Raw genomic sequence first — 21258 nt, 5'->3', positions numbered from 1 at the left:
TGGTCACGAAGCCTCCGTACTAACCCCAGTCGGCTATACTCGATGGGTTTACCTGAACCCATCTGCTGCCCGGCGAAAACCTCCTCGGTTTCCTCAAATTGATCCGCTCTCGGGCGGGTTGATGCTGGGCACGCGCCCCACTTGCGGAGACTTTCTCGTGCTGGCTGACCTGCTCCATCCCCCTCAAGCAATCCTGGCTCTGGCGGATGGGACGGTGTTCCGAGGTCAGTCCATCGGCGCCGTGGGCCAGACCGTCGGCGAAGTGGTGTTCAACACCGCGCTGTCGGGCTACCAGGAAATCCTGACCGACCCCAGCTACTGCAAGCAGATCGTCACGCTGACGTATCCGCACATCGGCAGTTATGGTGTCAGCGACGAGGACGTCGAGGCCTCCAAGGTCTTCGCCGCCGGCCTCGTCATCAAGGACCTGCCGCTGCGCGCGTCCAATTTCCGCTCGGGCCGTACCCTTGACCAGTACCTGCGTGACGAGGGCACCGTGGCCATCGCCGGCCTCGACACGCGCCGCCTGACCCGCGTGCTGCGCACCAAAGGCGCCCAGAACGGCTGCATCCTGGCGCTGGCCGCCGGCGAAGCGCTGACGCAAGCCCATATCGACGCGGCAGTCGCCGCGGCCAAGGCTGCACCGTCGATGTCCGGCCTGGACCTGGCCAAGGTCGTCAGCCGCACCGAGAACGAAACCTGGACGCAGACCGAGTGGAAGCTCGGCAGCGGCTACGGCACGCAAACCAGCCCGAAGTTCCACGTCGTCGCCTACGACTTCGGCGTCAAGCTCAACATCCTGCGCATGCTGGCCGAGCGCGGCTGCAAGGTCACCGTCGTGCCGGCCCAGACGCCCGCCAGCGCCGTGTTCGACCTGGAGCCGGACGGCGTCTTCCTGTCCAACGGCCCCGGCGACCCGGAACCCTGCGACTACGCCATCAAGGCCACGGCCCAGTTGATCGAGTCCGGCATTCCCGTCTTCGGCATCTGCCTGGGCCACCAGATCCTGGCGCTGGCCAGCGGTGCCAAGACCTTCAAGATGAAGTTCGGCCACCACGGCGCCAACCACCCGGTCAAGGACCTGGACAGCGGCCGCGTCGGCATCACCAGCCAGAACCACGGCTTCGCGGTCGACCCCGACACGCTGCCGGCCAATCTGCGCGCCACGCACGTGAGCCTGTTCGATGGCACGCTGCAGGGCATCGCCCGCACCGACAAGCCGGCCTTCAGCTTCCAGGGCCACCCGGAAGCCAGCCCCGGCCCGCATGACATTGCCTATCTGTTCGACCGTTTCCTGTCCCTGATGAACAAGTCCTGAAGGAGGGCCTGCACATGTTCGGCATCACCGATCTCGGCACCTTCCTCGCGGYGGCGATCTTCATCATCCTGCTGCCGGGCCCCAACTCGCTCTACGTGCTGTCCGTCGCGGCGCAGCGTGGCGTGCGCACCGGCTACACGGCGGCCTGCGGCGTGTTCGTCGGCGACACGCTGCTGATGAYGGCCGCTGCCGCCGGCGGCGCGTCGCTGCTGATGGCCAGCCCGCAGATCTTCTTCGTCGTGAAGATGGTCGGCGCGGTCTACCTCGGCTGGATCGGCATCCAGCTGCTGCGCGGCGCGCTGAGCACCTGGCGCGGTGATGCGAAGGCCGATGAGGCGCCGCGCGTCGTCGACGCCAGCCAGCCCTTCCGCAAGGCCCTGGTCGTCAGCCTGCTCAACCCCAAGGCCATCGCCTTCCTGCTGTCCTTCTTCATCCAGTTCGTCGACCCGGCCTATCCGCACCCGGCGCTGACCTTCCTGATCCTGGGTTCCATCATCCAGGTGTTGAGCTTCATCTATCTCTCGACGCTGATCTTCGCCGGCGCCCGCCTTGCAGCGGCCTTCCGTGCCCGCCGTCGTCTCTCTGGCGTCGCCAATGCCGGCGTCGGTGCACTTTTCGTTGGGTTCGGGGCCAAGCTGGCCACGGCCACGCTCTAAGAAGACTCGCAAGCCATGCCAAAACGTACAGACCTCAAGACCATCCTCATCATCGGCGCGGGCCCGATCATCATTGGCCAGGCCTGCGAGTTCGATTACTCCGGCGCCCAGGCCTGCAAGGCCCTGCGCGAGGAGGGCTACAAGGTCGTGCTGGTCAACAGCAACCCCGCGACCATCATGACGGACCCGGACACGGCGGACGTCACCTACATCGAGCCCATCACCTGGCAGGTGGTCGAGAAGATCATCGCCAAGGAGCGCCCGGATGCGGTGCTGCCGACCATGGGCGGCCAGACGGCGCTGAACTGCGCCCTGGACCTGCACAAACATGGCGTGCTGGCCAAGTACAACGTCGAGATGATTGGTGCCAACGAGCATGCCATCGAGAAGGCCGAGGACCGCCTCAAGTTCAAGGACGCGATGACCAAGATCGGCCTGGGCTCGGCCCGGTCCGGCATCGCGCATTCGCTGGAAGAGGCCTGGAGCGTGCAGAAGCGCATCCACGCCGAGATCGGCGGCGCGGGCTTCCCGATGGTCATCCGCCCCAGCTTCACGCTTGGCGGTTCGGGTGGCGGCATCGCCTACAACCCGGAAGAGTTCGAGACCATCTGCAAGCGCGGCCTGGACCTGTCGCCCACCAACGAGCTGCTCATCGAAGAGAGCCTGATCGGCTGGAAGGAGTACGAGATGGAAGTCGTCCGCGACAAGGCGGACAACTGCATCATCGTCTGCTCCATCGAGAACCTCGACCCGATGGGCATCCACACCGGTGACTCCATCACCGTGGCGCCGTCGCAGACGCTGTCGGACAAGGAATACCAGCTGCTGCGCAACGCCAGCATCGCCATCCTGCGCGAAATTGGCGTCGACACCGGCGGCTCCAACGTGCAGTTCTCCATCAATCCGAAGGACGGCCGCATGGTCGTCATCGAGATGAACCCGCGCGTGTCGCGCTCCTCGGCGCTGGCCTCCAAGGCCACCGGCTTCCCCATCGCCAAGATCGCAGCCAAGCTGGCCGTGGGCTACACGCTGGACGAGCTGAAGAACGACATCACCGGCGGCATCACGCCGGCGTCCTTCGAGCCCAGCATCGACTACGTCGTCACCAAGATCCCGCGCTTCGCCTTCGAAAAGTTCCCGATGGCCGATTCGCGCCTGACGACGCAGATGAAGTCGGTGGGCGAGGTGATGGCCATGGGCCGCACCTTCCAGGAATCCTTCCAGAAGGCCCTGCGCGGCCTGGAGACCGGCATCGACGGCCTGACCGAGCGTTCGACCGACCGCGAAGACATCGTGCAGGAGATCGGCGAAGCCGGCCCCGAGCGCATCCTCTACCTGGCCGATGCTTTCCGCATCGGCATGTCGCTGGACGAGATCTACGAGGAGACCGCGGTGGACCCGTGGTTCCTCGCCCAGATCGAGCAGCTGGTGCAGATCGAAGGCGAGCTGAAGGGCCGCGCCATCGAGTCCATCACCGAAGCCGAGCTGCGCCTGCTGAAGAGCAAGGGCTTCTCGGACAAGCGCCTGGCCAAGCTGCTGGGCACCCACCAGCACGCCGTGCGTGAGCGCCGCCATGCGCTGAAGGTGCGCCCCGTCTACAAGCGCGTGGACACCTGCGCGGCCGAGTTCGCCACGCAGACGGCCTATATGTACTCCACGTACGAAGGTGCGGACGCCGAGTGCGAGGCCAACCCGACCGACAAGAAGAAGATCATGGTGCTGGGCGGTGGCCCGAACCGCATCGGCCAGGGCATCGAGTTCGACTATTGCTGCGTGCACGCCGCCCTCGCGATGCGCGAGGACGGCTACGAGACGATCATGGTTAACTGCAATCCCGAGACCGTGTCGACCGACTACGACACCTCGGACCGCCTCTATTTCGAATCGGTCACGCTGGAAGACGTGCTCGAGATCGTCGACAAGGAAAAGCCGGTTGGCGTCATCGTGCAGTACGGCGGCCAGACGCCGCTGAAGCTGGCGCTGGACCTGGAGCGCGCCGGCGTGCCCATCATCGGCACCACGCCTGATTCCATCGACATCGCCGAGGACCGCGAGCGCTTCCAGAAGCTGCTGCACGAGCTGGGCCTGCGCCAGCCGCCCAATCGCACCGCGCGCACCGAAGAGCAAGCCGTCGCGCTGGCCAACGAGATCGGCTACCCGCTGGTCGTGCGCCCGAGCTATGTGCTGGGCGGCCGCGCGATGGAGATCGTGCACGGCGACAAGGACCTGGAGCGCTATATGCGCGAAGCCGTGCGCGTGTCGGAGAAGTCGCCGGTGCTGCTGGACCGCTTCCTGGAGGATGCCGTCGAGGTCGACGTCGACTGCATCGCCGACGCCTCCGGCGACGTGATGATCGGCGGCATCATGGAGCACATCGAGGCGGCCGGCATCCACAGCGGCGACTCGGCCTGCTCGCTGCCGCCCTATACGCTGGCGGCCGACCTGCAGGACGAATTGCGCCGCCAGACGGCCGCGATGGCCAAGGCGCTGAAGGTCGTCGGCCTGATGAATGTGCAGTTCGCCATCCAGGGCGACGTGACGGCGGGCCTCGCGGCCTGCACCGTCTATGTGCTGGAAGTGAATCCGCGCGCCTCGCGCACGGTGCCCTATGTGTCCAAGGCCACCGGGCAGCAACTCGCCAAGATCGCCGCGCGCTGCATGGCCGGCCAGAAGCTGGTCGACCAGCGCGACCGCAAGGGCCGCGTGCCGGCCGAAGTGATCCCGCCTTACTTCAGCGTCAAGGAAGCCGTCTTCCCGTTCAACAAGTTCCCGGGTGTGGACCCCATCCTCAGCCCCGAAATGCGTTCGACGGGCGAGGTGATGGGCTCAGCCCGGACCTTCGGCGAGGCAATGCTGAAGAGCCAGATCGGCGCGGGCTCGCGACTGCCGCGCCAAGGCAATGTCTTGATCACGATCAAGAACAGCGACAAGACCCGCGCGGTCGCCATCGCCAAGGACCTGCATGCGCTGGGCTTCGGCATCGTGGCGACCAAGGGCACGGCCGCCGCCATCACGGAAGCCGGCGTGCCGGTCAAGCTGATCAACAAGATCAAGGACGGCCGCCCGCACATCGTCGATGCGCTCAAGGGCGGCGACATCCAGCTCGTCTTCACGACGGTGGACGAGACGCGCACCGCCATCGCCGACAGCCGCTACATCCGCCAGGCGGCACTGGCCAGCCGCGTGACCTATTACACGACGATGGCGGGCTGCGAAGCCGCGGTCGAGGGCATGAAACACCGTGACGGCCTGACCGTGCAATCCCTGCAGGAACTGCACGCCGAGCTGGCTTAAACTACAGCTCATCGATTCCGCCGCAGCAGCCCGACCGGGCCGCAGCGGCGGAACTCTTTTTGCCCATCGAGTTTTGAAATGACGACCATTCCCCTGACCAAGCGCGGCGCCGAGGCGCTCAAGGCCGAGCTGCATCGCCTCAAGACCGTCGAGCGCCACGCCGTCGTCCAGGCGATCGCCGAGGCGCGCGCCCAGGGTGACCTGAGCGAAAACGCCGAATACGACGCGGCCAAGGACAAGCAGGGCTTCATCGAAGGCCGCATCCTCGAGATCGAAGGCAAGCTCGCGGCGGCGCAGATCATCGATCCCTCGTCGCTGGACGCCGGCGGCCGCGTCGTCTTCGGCGCGACGGTGGACCTGGAAGAGGAAGCCAGCGGCACCGAAGTGACCTACCAGATCACCGGCGATGACGAGGCCGACATCAAGCTGGGCCGCATCTCGGTGGGCTCGCCTATTGCGCGCGCGCTGATCGGCAAGGAAGCCGGCGACGTGGCCGAAGTGCAGGCTCCCGGCGGCATCAAGCGCTACGAAATCGTCGAAGTCCGCTACGTCTGATGTGGGTGCGGCTTCAAGCGCTGCTGGCCGCCCTTTGGGGCGGCTTTTTGCTTTGTGTGGCCTTCGCTGCAGCGCCCAGCGCCTTCGCGGTGCTGGAGCGGGCTCAGGCCGGCCTGGTCGTCGGTCGGCTGTTCAGCCTCGAGGCCCAGGTCAGCCTGGCAGCGGCATTGATCCTGATGCTGCTGGAGCGCCGCCTGGCGCGTGATGCGGTCGAGGCGGGTGCAGCGAGCAACGTCTTTTCGGTGGCGCTGTTGCTGCCGGCCGTGGCGCTGTTCTGCACCATCGCCGGCTATTACGGCCTGCAGCCCCTGATGGCGGATGCGCGTGCCGGTACCGGTGTCGCGTCCTTCGCAGCGCTGCATGGCGCCTCGCTGGCCTTCTTCGCGGTCAAGGGCCTGGCCGTGCTGGCCCTGGCCTGGAGACTCAGTCCGAGACGTTCTTCTTGACGCTGGTCATGCGGCGCTTGGCGCGCTTGAGCTCACCGCCCTGGGCGACGCGTTGATTGCCCAGCACCTTGAGCTTGGTGACCTGGGGTCGGCCGTTGCCGCTCTTGGAGAACTTGACGATCTTGACCACGCGCGGGCCGGGCCGGGCATCGGTGCGCTCGGCGGCTGCCTTCTCGGGGATGGGTCGCCACAGCACCAGCAGCTTGCCGATGTGCTGGATGGGTGCCGCGTTCAGCTCGTCGCAGAGCTTGGCGAACATTTCCTCGCGGGCCGCGCGGTCATCGCCGAGCACCCGCACCTTGATCAGGCCGTGGGCCTTCAGCGCGGCGTCGGTTTCCTTGACGACGGCCGGTGTGAGGCCGTCGCCGCCGATCATCACGACGGGGTCGAGATGGTGGGCGTCGGAGCGCTTGTCCTTGCGCTGGGCAGGGGTCAGGATGATTTGAGGCATCCCCGTATTATCCCGTAGGCATGAAAACTCAAACCAAAAGCAAAAAGCTCAACAAGGCGTGGTTGAACAACCATGTCTCGGATCCCTATGTGCAGCAGGCGCAGAAGGACGGTTATCGCTCCCGCGCGGCCTACAAGCTCAAGGAGATCGACGAGGAGCTGAAGCTGATCCGCCCCGGCCAGGTGGTCGTCGATCTGGGTTGCACGCCAGGTGCCTGGAGCCAGTACCTGCGCCGGCGTTTCGCGCCCACGGAGGCGGGGCGGGGAGGGGCGGCGGTGGGCCAGCTCAACGGCACCATCATCGCGCTGGACGTGCTGGAGTTCGAGCCCATCGAGGGCGTGCAGTTCATCCAGGGCGATTTCCAGGAAGACGCCGTCCTGGCCGAACTGGAAGCCGCGCTGGCCGGCCGGCCGGTGGACGTCGTCGTGTCGGACATGGCGCCCAATATGTCGGGTATTGCGTCCACCGATGCTGCCCGCATCTCCGGCCTGGTCGAGCTGGCCGTGGATTTCGCCAGCAGCCACCTCAAGCCCGACGGCGCGCTGGTGGCCAAGGTCTTCCACGGCAGTGGTTACGACGAGCTCGTGACCCTCTTCAAGGCGCATTTCAAGATCTTCAAGGTCGTGAAGCCCAAGGCCTCCCGCATCCGCTCTTCCGAGACATTCTTGGTGGGCATGGGGCTGAAAAACCGCTGATTACAGGGGCTACCCCCTTGCCGCCCCTAAAATCGCCCCCACTGTCCTGAAACCCGCGCTGGGCCATCAGGGCCAAGGAGTCGTAGTGAACAATCAATGGTTTTCGAAGTTTGCCGTCTGGATCGTGATCGCCCTGGTGCTGTTCACGGTCGTGAAGCAGTTCGGCGGCACGACCGCCCCCGGCAAGCAAGTGACCTATTCCGAATTCCTTGACCTGGTGCAGGCCCGCCGCATCAAGTCGGTCGTCCTGCCGGATGGTTTCGCCGGCGATGTGGTCGCCGAAGACACCGACGGCAACAAGCTGCGCACCCTGGCCACCGCCAAGGACCAGGGCCTGGTGGGCGACCTGCGCAACAACGGCGTCAAGTTCGACGTCAAGCCGCGCGAGGAGCAGAGCTTCCTGGTCAGCATGCTGATCAACTGGACACCGATGCTGCTGCTGATCGGCGTCTGGGTCTACTTCATGCGCCAGATGCAGGGCGGCGGGAAGGGCGGCGCGTTCAGCTTCGGCAAGAGCAAGGCCCGCATGCTGGATGAAGCCAGCAACTCCATCACCTTCGCTGACGTCGCCGGTTGCGACGAGGCCAAGGAAGAGGTGAAGGAGCTGGTCGACTTCCTGAAGGACCCGCAGAAATTCCAGAAGCTCGGCGGCCGCATTCCCCGCGGTGTGCTGCTCGTCGGCCCTCCCGGCACCGGCAAGACGCTGCTGGCCAAGTCCATTGCCGGCGAGGCCAAGGTTCCCTTCTTCACGATTTCGGGCTCCGATTTCGTCGAGATGTTCGTCGGCGTCGGCGCGGCCCGCGTGCGCGACATGTTCGAGCAGGCCAAGAAGAGCGCGCCCTGCATCATCTTCATCGACGAAATCGACGCCGTCGGCCGCCATCGTGGCGCGGGCCTCGGTGGTGGCAATGACGAGCGCGAGCAGACGCTGAACCAGATGCTGGTCGAGATGGACGGCTTCGAGACCAATCTCGGCGTCATCGTCGTGGCGGCCACCAACCGACCCGACATCCTCGACCCGGCCCTGCTGCGCCCCGGCCGCTTCGACCGCCAGGTTTATGTGACGCTGCCGGACATCCGTGGCCGTGAGCAGATCCTGAACGTGCACATGCGCAAGGTGCCCATCGGCCAGGACGTCAACGCGTCCATCCTCGCCCGCGGCACGCCCGGCATGAGCGGCGCCGACCTGGCCAACCTCGTCAACGAGGCTGCCTTGTTCGCGGCGCGCCGCAACGGCCGCCTGGTGGAAATGATCGACTTCGAGCGCGCCAAGGACAAGCTCTACATGGGCCCCGAGCGCAAGAGCATGGTCATGACCGAGGACGAGAAGCGCGCGACCGCGTATCACGAGTCCGGCCATGCCGTCGTCGCCGAACTGCTGCCCGGCACCGACCCGGTCCACAAGGTCACCGTCATGCCGCGCGGCCGTGCGCTGGGCGTGACCTGGCAGCTGCCCGAGCGTGACCAGCACAGCCTGTACTTCAAGCAGATGCTCAACAGCATCAGCATCATGTTCGGTGGCCGCATTGCCGAGGACCTGTTCGTCCACGACATCTCCACCGGCGCGTCCAATGACTACGAGCGTGCCACCCGCATGGCCCGCGACATGGTCACGCGCTACGGCATGAGCGAGGCCCTCGGCCCGATGGTGTATGCCGAGAACGAAGGCGAAGTCTTCCTCGGCCGCAGCATGACCAAGACGACCAACATCAGCGAGACCACGCAGCAGAAGGTCGACAGCGAAATCCGTCGCATCCTCGACCAGCAATACGCCGTGGCCCAGAAGATCCTCGAGGACAACAAGGACAAGGTCGAGGTCATGACCGAGGCGCTGATGAAGTGGGAAACCATCGACCGCGACCAGATCCTGGACATCATGGCCGGTCGCCCGCCGCGCGCGCCTGACGACAAGCCGACCGCAAGCGGCCCGACCGGCGGCGGCACGCCCCCGGTCAGCACCGACGGCGCCCCCGCCGCGGCCTGATCCACACCCCAACGACGGGCCCGGCTTACACCGGGCCCGTTTTCAATTCCGAGCCCACATGCATTGGCAGACCCGCCGCTTCCGCATCGATCTGAGTCGCCCCCGTGTGATGGGCATCGTCAATGTGACGCCGGATTCGTTTTCAGATGGCGGCCGGCATGACGACACGCGCACGGCGATCGCGCACTGCGAGCGCCTCGTCGCCGAGGGCGTCGACATCCTCGACATCGGTGGCGAATCGACCCGCCCCGGCGCATCGCGCGTCGATGCCGACAGCGAATGGGCGCGTATTGCCGAGGTGCTGTCCGCGGCCGTGACGCTGGGCGTGCCGGTCTCTGTCGACACCTGCAAGCCCGAGGTCATGCGGCGTGCGCTGGATGGCGGCGTGGACATCGTCAACGACGTGCTGGCCTTGCAGGCGCCCGGCGCGCTGGCGGCCGTGGCGGGCAGCGGTGCGGGCGTCTGCCTGATGCATATGCGCGGCGAGCCGGCGTCGATGATGGACCTGGCCGTCTATGGCGACGTCGTGGCCGAAGTGGGCGGCTTCCTGGCCCAGCGCGCCCAGGCCGCACTGGGCTCGGGCATCCCGGCCGACTGCATTGCGCTGGACCCCGGCTACGGCTTTGCGAAGACCGCCGAACACAACCTCCAGCTGCTGGCCGGCCAGCGGCGCCTGACCGAACTGGGCTACCCGCTGCTGGTGGGCTGGTCACGCAAGCGCACGCTGGGCGACATCACCGGCCGGCCGGTGGACCAGCGCCTGGCTGCCAGCCTGGCCGCGGCGCTGCGGGCCGTCAGCGCGGGCGCGAACGTGATTCGTGTGCACGATGTCCCGGCCACGGTGGACGCCCTCAAGGTCTGGGCCGCAGTCGATGCGGCGACAATCCCGGCCATTGAATAGAAGGATGAGCTCGATGGCCCGCAAGTATTTTGGAACCGACGGCATTCGAGGCACGGTGGGCCAGGGCCCGATCACGCCGGACTTCATGCTGCGCCTGGGTCATGCGGTGGGTCGCGTGCTGCGCAACACGTCCAAGCGCCCGACGGTGCTGATCGGCAAGGACACGCGCATCTCCGGCTACATGCTCGAATCCGCCCTGGAGGCCGGCTTCGCCTCCGCGGGCGTCAACGTGCTGCTGACCGGCCCGCTGCCGACGCCGGGCGTCGCCTACCTGACGCGGGCCCTGCGCCTGGACCTGGGCGTCGTCATCAGCGCCTCGCACAATCCCTTCGCCGACAACGGCATCAAGTTCTTCTCCGCCAAAGGCGAGAAATTGCCCGATGCCTGGGAGCTGGCCGTCGAAGCCGCGCTGGAAGAGGCACCGCAGTGGGTGGACTCGGCCAGCCTCGGCCGCGCCAAGCGCCTGGAAGACGCCCGCGGCCGCTACATCGAGTTCTGCAAGAACAGCTTCGGCTCCGACCTGACGCTCAAGGGGCTGAAGATCGTCGTCGACGCGGCCCATGGCGCGGCCTATCACGTCGCCCCCGACGTCTTCCACGAACTGGGCGCCGAGGTCATCTCCATCGGCTGCAAGCCTGACGGCTTCAACATCAATGCCGGCTTCGGCGCGACGGCGCCCGGTGCCCTGGTCGAGGCCGTCAAGGCCAATGGCGCGGACTACGGCGTGGCGCTGGACGGCGATGCCGACCGCCTGCAGCTGGTGGATGCCAACGGCCGCCTCTACAACGGCGACGAACTGCTCTATGTGATGGTGGCCGACCGTCTGGCCCAGGGCCTGCGCGTGCCGGGTGCCGTCGGCACGCTGATGACCAATATGGCCGTCGAGCTGGCACTGCGCGCGCGCGACGTCGATTTCGTGCGTGCCAAGGTCGGCGACCGCTATGTGCTGGAAGAGCTGGCCGCGCGCGGCTGGCAGCTGGGCGGCGAGGGCTCGGGCCATCTGCTGGCGCTGGACAAGCACACGACCGGCGATGGCATCGTCAGCGCGCTGCTGGTGCTGCAGGCCGTCTGCCGCAGCGGGCGCAGCCTGTCGGAGCAATTGCAGGGCGTGGAGCTGTTCCCGCAGACGCTGATCAATGTGCGCCTGCAGGCCGGCCAGGACTGGAAGAGCAGCACCCGCCTCGCCGACGAGCAATCGGCGGTCACGGCCGAGCTCGGCAACAAGGGCCGCATCCTGATCCGTGCTTCCGGCACCGAGCCACTGCTGCGCGTCATGGTCGAGGCCTCTGATGCCGCGGTGGCCCAACGCTGCGCCCAGCGCCTGGTGGACGCGATCTCGGCCTGAAGTGAAACTGCCCCTCGCCCAACCTCGCATCGCTGAACGCGAGCGAGTCTGGTCGGTCCCCCGCGGGGACGGCGATGCTCTCGGCATCGAGCCGCGAGCACATCGCCAAAGCGGGCCGGCTCGGGAGCGGCCCAGCGCTCGGCCCGAAATGCTATGAGAAAGGCCGCCATCTGAACTGCACCCCAGAAGTTGGACACCCGTCCAACCACTGGGGTGTTTTTCATGGCGAAACATGAAGAGAGTCTGAAGCTCGAAGTCGTACAGCGATATCTGTCGGGGTCGGCGGGCGCAAAGGCGCTTGCCAAGCAATACGGGACGGAGCATTCCGTCATCAGGTCCTGGATAGCTCGCTACGTGGCGCATGGCGAGAAGGGGTTGCGCAAGAAGTTCAGTAGCTACAGCGCAGAGTTCAAGCTATCGGTGCTGCAACGCGTGAAGCAGCAAATGCTGTCGCATCGACAGGCGGCCGTGACATTCGATTTGCGCGGTGGAGGCAGCGTGGTGAGGAAGTGGCAGCGCCAGTACGATGAGGGTGGACTGCAGGCGCTCCAACCCCAGCCACGAGGGCGCCAGAAGMTGATGCCCAAGCCCCCTGAATCCCCGCCACCGCCGCAAGACGACGCACGCACCTTGGAAGAGCTGCGCGAGGAAAACGAAGCCCTGCGCGCGGAGGTGGCCTACCTAAAAAAATTGGAGGCCTTGGTTCGAGCCAATCGGCAAGCTGCGCAGAAAGAGCGCAAGCCGTACTCGAGCTGAGGCCAGACTACCCATTGCGCAGGTTGCTGACAGCCGCCGGCTTGTCGCGCAGCACGTTCTACTACCAAGCCAAGGTTGCGCAGGGCGGGGACAAGCGCGCGGGCTTGAAGTCAAGCATCAGGGCGGTGTACGAACGCCACAAGGGTCGCTACGGCTACCGGCGCGTCACCGCGCATCTTCGCCAAGAGGGCCAAGCGGTGAACCACAAGACGGTGCAACGACTGATGAACGAGCTGGGCCTGAAGTCCTTGGTGCGCCCGAAGAGATATCGCTCCTATCGAGGCGAGTACGCCTCATCGCCCAACGTGCTCGACCGTCAGTTCGACGCGGCGCGGCCGAACGAGAAATGGGTGACGGACGTGACCGAGTTCAATGTCCGCGGAGCCAAGCTCTACCTGTCGCCGGTGATGGATCTCTACAACGGTGAAATCGTGGCCTACGAGATGCAGGAGCGCCCGGTGTATGCGCTCGTGGGGAACATGCTCAAGAAGGCGTTGAGCAAGCTCGCRGGCCGCGGCGACACGCCGTTGATCCATTCCGACCAGGGCTGGCAATATCAGATGGCCGCCTACCGTCAGGCGCTCATCACCGGCGGCCTGAAGCAAAGCATGTCACGCAAGGGGAACTGCCTGGACAACGCGGCGATGGAGAGCTTCTTCGGCACGTTGAAATCCGAGTTCTTCTACTTGAACCGATTCGCTGACGTGGCAGAACTGCGTAGCGGCTTGCGTCGCTACATCCACTACTACAACCACCACCGCATCAAACTCAAGCTGAAAGGCCTGAGCCCGGTGCAGTACCGAACTCAGGCCTTGGGCCACTAGATCAACTGTCCAACTTCTTGGGGTCAGTTCAATCCGGCGGGCTTTTTGCTGGGGCCGCGAGGCTCAGGCCGTCACGGTCTTGGCGGTGTCCGCGTACTCTTCGATCTGGTCGAAGTTCAGGTACTTGTAGACGCTGGCCGTGTCCTTGTTGATGATGCCCATGGCCTCGTGGTACTCCTGCACCGTCGGGATCTTGCCCAGCTTGGACGCGATGGCCGCCAGCTCGGCAGAAGCCAGGAACACATTGGTGTTCTTGCCCAGGCGATTCGGGAAGTTGCGGGTGGAGGTGGACACGACGGTCGCGCCTTCGCGCACCTGGGCCTGGTTGCCCATGCACAGGCTGCAGCCCGGCATTTCGGTGCGTGCACCGGCCGTGCCGAAGGCGGCGTAGTGGCCTTCCTTGATCAGCTCGCTCTGGTCCATCTTGGTGGGCGGTGCAACCCACAGCTTGACGGGCAAGTCGCGCTGGCCGCCCAGCAGCTTGGCCGCGGCGCGGAAGTGGCCGATGTTGGTCATGCAGGAGCCGATGAAGGCCTCGTCGATCTTGGTGCCGGCGACTTCGGACAGGAACTTCGCGTCATCCGGGTCATTCGGGCAGCAGAGGATGGGTTCCTTGATGTCGGCCAGGTCGATCTCGATGACATGGGCGTACTCGGCGTCCTTGTCGGCTTCCAGCAGCTCGGGGTTGGCCAGCCAGGCTTCGACCTTCTCGATGCGGCGCTGCAGCGTCTTCGCGTCGGCATAGCCGTCGGCGATCATGTTCTTCATCAGCACGACGTTGCTGGTGAGGTACTCCTTGATCGGCGCCGGGTTCAGCTTGATCGTGCAGCCGGCGGCCGAGCGCTCGGCAGAGGCGTCGGAGAGTTCAAAGGCTTGCTCGACCTTCAGGTCCGGCAGGCCTTCGATTTCCAGGATGCGGCCCGAGAAGGCGTTCTTCTTGCCAGCCTTGGCGACGGTCAACAGGCCGGCCTTGATGCCGTACAGCGGGATGGCGTGCACGAGGTCGCGCAGCGTCACGCCGGGCTGCATCTCGCCCTTGAAGCGCACCAGCACCGACTCGGGCATGTCCAGCGGCATCACGCCGGTGGCGGCACCAAAGGCGACGAGGCCGGAGCCGGCCGGGAAGCTGATGCCGATGGGGAAGCGGGTGTGCGAGTCGCCGCCGGTGCCGACGGTGTCGGGCAGCAGCAGGCGGTTCAGCCAGCTGTGGATGACGCCGTCACCCGGGCGCAGCGACACGCCGCCGCGGTTGCTGATGAAGGCCGGCAGTTCGCGGTGGGTCTTGACGTCCACGGGCTTCGGATAAGCAGCCGTGTGGCAGAAGGACTGCATGATCAGGTCGGCCGAGAAGCCCAGGCAGGCCAGGTCCTTCAGCTCGTCGCGGGTCATCGGGCCGGTGGTGTCCTGCGAGCCGACCGTCGTCATCTTGGGCTCGCAATAAGTGCCCGGGCGAACGCCCTGGCCTTCCGGCAGGCCGACGGCGCGGCCGACCATCTTCTGCGCCAGCGTGAAGCCGGCCTTGGTCTCGGCAGGCGGCGAGGGCAGGCGGAACAGGGTGGAGGCGGGCAGGCCCAGGAACTCGCGCGCCTTGGCGGTCAGCGAGCGGCCGATGATGAGGTTGATGCGGCCACCGGCGCGCACTTCGTCGAACAGCACATCGCTCTTGAGCTTGAACTCGACCAGGGTCTCGCCGTTCTTCACCAGCTTGCCGTCATAGGGCAGCACGTCGATGACGTCGCCCATTTCCAGCTTGGACACGTCCACCTCGATGGGCAGCGAGCCCGAGTCTTCCTGCGTGTTGAAGAAGATGGGCGCGATCTTGCCGCCCAGCGTGACGCCGCCGAAGCGCTTGTTGGGCACGAAGGGGATGTCCTGGCCGGTGGCCCAGATGACGGAGTTGGTGGCGGACTTGCGCGAGGAGCCCGTGCCGACGACGTCGCCCACGTAGGCGACCAGGTGGCCCTTCTTCTTCAGGTCCTCGATGAACTGCATCGGGCCGCGCTTGCCGTCTTCCTCGGGCTTGAAGGCCGCGTCAGAACGCGTGTTCTTCAGCATGGCCAGGTAGTGCAGCGGGATGTCCGGGCGGCTCCAGGCGTCGGGGGCGGGCGACAGGTCGTCGGTGTTGGTTTCGCCGGGCACCTTGAAGACGGTGACGGTGATCTTCTTCTCGACCTCGGGGCGGCTGGTGAACCACTCGGCGTTGGCCCACGACTGCATGACTTCATTGGCCTTGGCATTGCCGGCCTTGGCCTTGGTGGCGACGTCGTTGAAGAAGTCGAACATCAGCAGCGTCTTCTTCAGGCCTTCGGCGGCCACGCCGGCGACTTCGGCGTCGTCCAGCAGCTCGATCAGCGGATGGACGTTGTAGCCGCCAACCATGGTGCCCAGCAGCTCGGTGGCCTTGGCCTTGGAGATCAGGCCGACCTTGATGTCGCCGTGGGCGACGGCGGCCAGGAAGCTGGCCTTGACCTTGGCGGCATCGTCCACGCCCGGGGGCACGCGGTGGGTCAGCAGGTCGAGCAGGAAGGCGTCTTCACCGGCGGGCGGGGCCTTGATCAGCTCGATCAGCTCGGCGACCTGCTTGGCATCCAGGGCGAGGGGCGGGATGCCGAGGGCGGCACGTTCGGCGGCGTGTTGGCGGTAGGCTTGAAGCATGGTGTTCTCCATTGAAGCAGCAGGTCAGGCAGAGGCCGGGACAACGATCCTCAGCCCTTTGAAATAGTCTCGGTAGAAGCCGGCATCCCGCGTGATCAGGCCGTCGCACTGCATCATCGCGTGGGAACCGATCAGGAAGTCAGCCACCGTGCGGGAGCGGCTGCCGCCGCGCTGGCGGTAGCGCCGCTGCATCTCGCCAGCGCGCAATGCCGATTTGGCTTCCATCGCGTCGAAGCGGATGCCCAGTTCCTCAAGAAACTGGAGCACATCAGTGCCGCCCTTGAACGCGGTGCAAACCTCCGCCAGCGCGACCTCGCACAGCACCACGGGGCCGACATGCAGCGCCTGGCGCACGGCCTCGGCCGCAGTGGAGCAGGCCTCGTCGTCGCCGGCGATCAGGTCGATCAGCACGGAGGAATCGGTGGCGATCAAGGCGTGGGCTCTCCCGCCGGCACTTCGGATTCAGGCTCGGGCGGCAGATACGGGTCGCCAGGCGCATGGCCGCGGATCGCGCGCATGGCCTCGTCGGTGTTGGCAAAGCCGTCCAGCTTGAAACGACCGCGCAAGCGCGAAATCGCGTCGTCGACGTTCTTGCGCAGGATGATGCGGCCGCCGTCCAGCTCGACCTTGAGCGTCGTGCCCTTGGTCAGGCCGAGGGCATCTCGGACGGCTTTGGGCAGGGTGATCTGCCCGCGTTCGGCAACGGTGGCTTCCATGGCGCCTCCAGCGGCTGAGCGCCGCGGAGGCGGTGGGCTCAGGTATGCATTGGAAAGTATGTATTCATTCTACATACCGGAGCCCGGGGTTTCAACTGAGATGACTCACTTGGCCTTGGCCGGCTTGGTGGGCTTTGCAGCCACCGGCGGCGCGGCGGGCGTTTCGGGCGCCGTCGGTGTGATGCCCAGGCCGCTGCGCGCCGCCTCGGCGGCTTCGGCCTCGGGGTCGTTGATCTTGGCGGCCTTGGCGGCTTCGATCAGCTTGATCTGCTCGGGGTGGACGCAGTCGTCGATGAGGCGCTGGCCGATCTTGGTGTCCAGCAGCATGGACTTGTTGGCGATCTGGATCATCAGCGTGCGGCCCGTGACGTCCTCCAGGCGCAGCGCGCCGGTGGACGACAGCACGGGCTTCATCGTGAAGACCTGCTTGCGCCAGGCCACGTTGATATAGCCGGCCACCTTGGGATGCTTCTCGATCAGCACGGTCTCCTTGAACTCGCAGGCGTAGTCGCCGAGGTAGGCGCGTTCGGCGGCGGCGAGCTGGGCTTCATCGGCATCGACCAGCACGGGCTCGGGCGGAGGTGGCGGGGTCTTCTTGGCCGGTGCGGGCTTGGCTGCGGCCTTGGTGGCCGGCTTGGCTGCAGGCTTGGCCGGTGCGGTCTGAGCGAAAGCGGGGAGGGTGGCGCAAAGGATCAGGGCAGCAGCGCTGCTGCGAAGCGTGGGCATCGGCATCTGGAGTCGAAGTCGGAGGAGAGGGTGGAAAAAGGGTGGCGCATCATGGCTGCAAAGCCATGGCGGATGGGTGAAAAGATGTAGGCATTGTCGGCGTGACGAAGTGCACGCCGGCCCGTGCTCACTCGGCGATTACCCCGATGGCTACGGGGAAAAACGCCGATCGTGCCTCCACGGGCAAGGCGCGGCCGGTGCGCTCGGCGCGCTCCAGCACGGTCCAGAAATAGCGGTAGCTGGCGCGGTCGTGCAGGCGGTCGTGGAAGGAGATCGGTGCCCACTGCGCGGCCTGCGCGGCGAGCAGCAATTCGGCGGCCTCGGCCACTTCGTCGGCGGCCGGCGCGAAGGCCTCGACGATGGGGCGGATCTGGTCCGGGTGGATGCTCCACATGCGCGTGTAGCCGAACTCGCGCGCGGCGCGGCGCGCGGCGGCGGCCAAGCGCTCGGCATCGCGAAACTCCGTGACGACACAGTGCGAGGGCGTCTTGCCGAAGGCATGCGCCGCGGCGGCGATCTCGAGCTTGGCGCGCACGACCAGCGGGTGCTCGAACTGGCCCGGCAGCTCCATCGCCGTCTTCGGGATCGCGCCGCCATGCGCCGAGACGAAGTCCATCAGGCCGAAGGACAGTGACTCGATGCGCGGGTGGGCGGCGATGCGGAAGGCCTCGCGCAGCGCGCCGTGGGTTTCGATGAGGACCTGCAGTGGCAGCTTCGGCTTGCCATGGCGCTCGCAGGCGGCGTCGATGGCGGCGACGGCGCGGTCCACATCGTCGGCGCTTTCGGGCTTGGGAATCATCAGATAGGCCAGCCGGTCGCCGGCCTTGGCGATCAGCGTGTCCACGTCGGCCTCGAAAGCGGTGTGCCCCCAGGGGTGGACCCGCGTGCCGACGCGGCCGAAGCGGTTGGCCGCGCTGGTCGCCAGGTCGGCGATCAGCAGCGCATGTTCGGCCTCGCCACCGACCGGGGCGCCGTCCTCGGCGTCCAGCGTGATGTCGAAGACGGGGCCGAGTTCGGCCTGCAGAGCCAGGCTCTTGCGCATGCGGGCCTCGACGCCGCAGTAATGGTCGACGACGGGCAGCGCGGGCCGCGTGGCTTCATGGCCGAACAGGGCCTGGCGAGGGTGGAGGAGGGCGCTCATCGCGCCACTGTACCCAGGCCGGGAATGGCGGCAGATGTGACGCCGGTCGCGGAATCGCGACGTTTGCGGGGCGCAAAGGGTGCTTGCACACTGTCATATCTGAGTCAGGCGTGACAGCATCCGACCATAACGATCTCAGGAGACAAAGCCATGCTCAAGCTCGAGTCGCTCAGAGTTTCCCGCCGCCTGGCCCTGCAGACCTTCGGCGCCGTCGTCGGCGTGCTGCTGGTGGCCGCCATCCTGCTGTTCTCGGAGCGGGAGCTGATCCTGAACGAGCGCCAGCAGGCGGTGCGCCAGGCGGTCGAGACGGCGCACGGCATCGTGGCGCAATTCCACGGTCAGGTCGCCACCGGCAAGCTGTCCGACGATGACGCCAAGAAGGCGGCCCTCGCCGCCCTGCGCGGTCTGCGCTACAGCGGCAATGAGTATTTCTGGGTCAATGACATGAGCCCCATCATGGTCATGCATCCGATGAAGCCGGAGCTGGAAGGCAAGACGCTGAACAACAACAAGGACCCGACCGGCAAGCCGCTCTTCGTTGCGATGGTCGACATCGTCAAGGCCAGTGGTGCGGGTTACCTGCCCTATATGTGGCCCAAGCCGGGCAGCGAGCAGCCGGTGCCCAAGGTGTCTTACGTCAAGGGCTTCACGCCCTGGGGCTGGATCATCGGTTCGGGTGTCTATGTGGACACCGTCGACGCGGCCATCTGGCAGCGCGTCTGGAAGGTCGGCTTGGGGGTGGGGGTGCTGGCCGGCGTGCTGCTGGTGCTGGGCCTGGCCATCACGCGCAGCATCACGCGCCAGCTGGGCGGCGAGCCCGCCCGCGTCAACGAGATCACGCGCCAGCTCGCCGAAGGCGACCTCAGCGTCGACATCGACTTGAGGGGCAGCAGCCACGAGAGCGTCATGCAGGGTGTGAAGGCCATGCGCRACAGCATGGCCAGCATCGTGCAGCAGGTGCGTGACGGCTCGGAGTCGGTGGCCAATGCCAGCTCGGAGATCGCCTCCGGCAACCAGGACCTGAGCGCCCGCACCGAGAGCCAGGCCAGCGCGCTGCAGCAGACGGCGGCGTCCATGGACGAGCTGGGTGCGACGGTGCGCAACAACGTCGACAACGCCCAGCAGGCCAACCAGCTGGCGCAGAACGCCTCGCACGTGGCGGCCGAGGGCGGCCAGGTCGTCAAGCAGGTCGTCGACACGATGAAGGGCATCAACGACAGCTCGCGCCGCATCGGCGACATCATCTCGGTCATCGACGGCATCGCTTTCCAGACCAACATCCTGGCGCTGAACGCGGCCGTCGAGGCGGCGCGCGCGGGCGAGCAGGGGCGCGGCTTCGCGGTGGTGGCGGGCGAGGTGCGGCTGCTGGCCGGCCGCAGCGCGGAAGCCGCTCGCGAGATCAAGACGCTGATCTCGCAGAGCCTGGAGCGTGTGGACCGTGGCAACACCCTGGTCGACCAGGCCGGCGCGACCATGGACCGCGTCGTCAGCAGCATCCAGCGCGTCACCGACATCATGGGCGAGATCAGCTCGTCCAGCGCCGAGCAGAGCGCCGGCGTCAGCCAGGTCGGCACGGCCGTCACGCAGATGGACCAGGCCACGCAGCAGAACGCGGCGATGGTGGAGGAGATGGCCGCCGCGGCCGATGGCCTGAAGGTGCAGGCCCAGCAACTGGTGGAGACGGTGTCGACCTTCCGCCTTCCTGCCACGCGCTGAGGCGCGGCGGACGTCCCGACGTGCCGCTGTTGGCAAGCGGGGCTGCCAGCAGCGCCCATGCGCCAGCCGGGACGTCCGGTGTTTGCAGCCCATGGGTCCGGGCTTCGTCGTCCGGATTGATCCAGCGCAACCCGCTTGCCCGCGCGCTGCATAGCATGGTTGTTCGCCGACCAAGGACAGCCCAAGATGCAAACTCGGACGCAAGCGCAGTGGCCCCTGCTGCGCCAACTGCTGCTACACCGCCAGACCGAACTGCGAGCCGAAGTGCGTGCGGTGCAGCTGGCGCGTCAGGACGCGCAGACGGAAAGCCCGGAGGTCCGAGACCTCAAGGACGGCGCGGATCTCATGCAGCGCCAGCAGACCGAGGACTTCCAGGCCGCCCGGGACTTGCAGGAGTTGCAGGACGTTGATGACGCGCTGGGCCGGCTGGAGGCTGGAAGCTATGGCGACTGCGCCGGTTGCGGCGAGGCCATCGCAGCGGCGCGTCTCACGGCCCTGCCGTCCGTGCGGCTGTGCGCTTCCTGCCAGGCTGCCCAGGAGCGTCTGCCATGAGCGCGAACGACGCGGCGCGATATCGCCTGCCGGTGCTCGCGTCACTCGCCGTGGCCGCGCTGGCCACCGGTTGCGCCCTGGAGGTGCAGAACGCCAGGCCTGCTCAAGAGCTGGCGCGCCGCGCCTTGCCGGAAGGCGAGGTCTACGTCGGCTGGCGTGTGTTCCAGCAGAAGTGCGCGACTTGCCATGGCGCAGCGGCGACAGGTACGGCGACCGGCCCCGACCTGCTGCCCAGGCTGCGCGAGATGGGCTCGCATCAGTTCGTGGGCCTGGTGCTCAGGCGCTACGACTGGATACTCGCTGCGGCAGAGTCCGACCCGCAGGGCTCTGCACGCAGTGCCCTGGTCGAAAAGGTCCTGCAGGGCAGGGAAGAGGCGCTGGTGATGCCGGCCTGGCAGGGCGACCCCACGGTGACGGCCCACATCATCGATCTCTACGCCTATCTGTCGGCCCGTGCCGATGGCAGGCAGGGGACGGGCCGTCCTTTGCGACAGCGAGCGCCCGACTGAGGGTTTGCCGTCGGCCTT

19 protein-coding genes are annotated in these 21258 nt (G+C 66.5%); 13 read left to right on the top strand and 6 right to left on the bottom strand.

Going from position 1 to position 21258, the window contains the following annotated elements:
* The first annotated feature begins 121 nt into the window (after window positions 1–121).
* The 5 genes from carA to AC1D2H_RS09740 all read left to right on the top strand — a co-directional run bounded on the left by carA (window position 122) and on the right by AC1D2H_RS09740 (window position 6269).
* Window positions 122–1318 (top strand): glutamine-hydrolyzing carbamoyl-phosphate synthase small subunit, encoded by a 1197-nt coding sequence (gene carA / locus AC1D2H_RS09760; protein ID WP_478010794.1) that lies wholly within the window; start codon window positions 122–124, stop codon window positions 1316–1318.
* Window positions 1319–1332: 14 nt separating this feature from the next.
* Window positions 1333–1974, top strand: a complete 642-nt coding sequence (leuE, locus tag AC1D2H_RS09755) for a leucine efflux protein LeuE (protein WP_478010793.1) — start codon at window positions 1333–1335, stop codon at window positions 1972–1974.
* A gap of 15 nt (window positions 1975–1989) precedes the next feature.
* On the top strand, window positions 1990–5268 hold the full coding sequence (carB, locus tag AC1D2H_RS09750) for a carbamoyl-phosphate synthase large subunit (RefSeq protein ID WP_478010792.1): 3279 nt from the start codon (window positions 1990–1992) through the stop codon (window positions 5266–5268).
* A gap of 78 nt (window positions 5269–5346) precedes the next feature.
* On the top strand, window positions 5347–5823 hold the full coding sequence (greA, locus tag AC1D2H_RS09745) for a transcription elongation factor GreA (protein WP_477936674.1): 477 nt from the start codon (window positions 5347–5349) through the stop codon (window positions 5821–5823).
* Window positions 5823–6269: a DUF4149 domain-containing protein gene (locus tag AC1D2H_RS09740; protein WP_478010791.1), complete on the top strand. Its 447-nt coding sequence runs from the start codon at window positions 5823–5825 to the stop codon at window positions 6267–6269. The genes greA and AC1D2H_RS09740 overlap by 1 nt, the downstream gene beginning before the upstream one ends.
* Here AC1D2H_RS09740 and AC1D2H_RS09735 read toward each other — a convergent pair.
* Window positions 6247–6720 (bottom strand): YhbY family RNA-binding protein, encoded by a 474-nt coding sequence (locus AC1D2H_RS09735; RefSeq protein WP_478010790.1) that lies wholly within the window; start codon window positions 6718–6720, stop codon window positions 6247–6249. The two genes, AC1D2H_RS09740 and AC1D2H_RS09735, sit on opposite strands and share 23 nt — an antisense overlap.
* A gap of 20 nt (window positions 6721–6740) precedes the next feature.
* On the opposite strand from AC1D2H_RS09735, the gene AC1D2H_RS09730 reads away from it, so the two are divergent.
* From AC1D2H_RS09730 to AC1D2H_RS09710, 5 genes are all read left to right on the top strand, one after another.
* A complete protein-coding gene (locus AC1D2H_RS09730; protein WP_478010789.1) occupies window positions 6741–7415 on the top strand; it encodes an RlmE family RNA methyltransferase in 675 nt (224 codons plus the stop codon).
* An 85-nt stretch (window positions 7416–7500) separates the two neighbouring features.
* Window positions 7501–9399: an ATP-dependent zinc metalloprotease FtsH gene (ftsH, locus tag AC1D2H_RS09725; RefSeq protein ID WP_477936666.1), complete on the top strand. Its 1899-nt coding sequence runs from the start codon at window positions 7501–7503 to the stop codon at window positions 9397–9399.
* Between the two features lie 58 nt (window positions 9400–9457).
* The gene (gene folP / locus AC1D2H_RS09720) at window positions 9458–10300 is read left to right on the top strand and encodes a dihydropteroate synthase (RefSeq protein WP_478010788.1); all 843 of its coding nucleotides are present in this window, start codon (window positions 9458–9460) and stop codon (window positions 10298–10300) included.
* A 13-nt stretch (window positions 10301–10313) separates the two neighbouring features.
* The gene (gene glmM, locus AC1D2H_RS09715) at window positions 10314–11645 is read left to right on the top strand and encodes a phosphoglucosamine mutase (protein ID WP_477936662.1); all 1332 of its coding nucleotides are present in this window, start codon (window positions 10314–10316) and stop codon (window positions 11643–11645) included.
* A 222-nt stretch (window positions 11646–11867) separates the two neighbouring features.
* Window positions 11868–13225, top strand: a protein-coding gene (locus AC1D2H_RS09710; protein ID WP_478010840.1) for an IS3 family transposase whose coding sequence is annotated in 2 segments (ribosomal slippage) — window positions 11868–12336 and window positions 12336–13225 — 1359 coding nt in all. Because the reading frame shifts where the segments join, the coding sequence is not laid out codon by codon here.
* A gap of 63 nt (window positions 13226–13288) precedes the next feature.
* Here the strand turns inward: AC1D2H_RS09710 and acnB are convergent.
* From acnB to AC1D2H_RS09685, 5 genes are all read right to left on the bottom strand, one after another.
* A complete protein-coding gene (gene acnB / locus AC1D2H_RS09705; RefSeq protein WP_478010787.1) occupies window positions 13289–15880 on the bottom strand; it encodes a bifunctional aconitate hydratase 2/2-methylisocitrate dehydratase in 2592 nt (863 codons plus the stop codon).
* Between the two features lie 24 nt (window positions 15881–15904).
* Window positions 15905–16312 (bottom strand): type II toxin-antitoxin system VapC family toxin, encoded by a 408-nt coding sequence (locus tag AC1D2H_RS09700; protein WP_477932280.1) that lies wholly within the window; start codon window positions 16310–16312, stop codon window positions 15905–15907.
* Window positions 16309–16596 carry an AbrB/MazE/SpoVT family DNA-binding domain-containing protein gene (locus AC1D2H_RS09695; protein WP_477932282.1) on the bottom strand — a complete coding sequence of 96 codons (288 nt, stop codon included), beginning with the start codon at window positions 16594–16596 and terminating at the stop codon, window positions 16309–16311. Before AC1D2H_RS09695 ends, AC1D2H_RS09700 begins: the two co-directional genes overlap by 4 nt.
* A 105-nt stretch (window positions 16597–16701) precedes the next feature.
* Complete coding sequence (locus AC1D2H_RS09690; protein WP_477932284.1) at window positions 16702–17322, bottom strand: hypothetical protein; 621 nt, start codon at window positions 17320–17322, stop codon at window positions 16702–16704.
* Between the two features lie 127 nt (window positions 17323–17449).
* The gene (locus tag AC1D2H_RS09685) at window positions 17450–18463 is read right to left on the bottom strand and encodes an HpcH/HpaI aldolase/citrate lyase family protein (protein ID WP_478010786.1); all 1014 of its coding nucleotides are present in this window, start codon (window positions 18461–18463) and stop codon (window positions 17450–17452) included.
* Window positions 18464–18613: 150 nt separating this feature from the next.
* Between AC1D2H_RS09685 and AC1D2H_RS09680 the strand changes: the two genes are divergently transcribed.
* The 3 genes from AC1D2H_RS09680 (at window position 18614) to AC1D2H_RS09670 (ending at window position 21240) form a co-directional block, all read left to right on the top strand.
* Window positions 18614–20179, top strand: coding sequence for a methyl-accepting chemotaxis protein (locus AC1D2H_RS09680; protein WP_478010785.1), 1566 nt, complete (start codon window positions 18614–18616; stop codon window positions 20177–20179).
* Between the two features lie 186 nt (window positions 20180–20365).
* The gene (locus tag AC1D2H_RS09675; RefSeq protein WP_478010784.1) at window positions 20366–20731 is read left to right on the top strand and encodes a TraR/DksA family transcriptional regulator; all 366 of its coding nucleotides are present in this window, start codon (window positions 20366–20368) and stop codon (window positions 20729–20731) included.
* Entirely contained in the window at window positions 20728–21240 is a 513-nt protein-coding gene (locus tag AC1D2H_RS09670; protein ID WP_477932292.1) for a c-type cytochrome, read from the top strand. The genes AC1D2H_RS09675 and AC1D2H_RS09670 overlap by 4 nt, the downstream gene beginning before the upstream one ends.
* Window positions 21241–21258: the final 18 nt, after the last annotated feature.

The organism is Roseateles sp. P1_C1_2 (genome assembly GCF_056406535.1).
This window is presented reverse-complemented; position numbering and strand designations above follow the sequence as displayed.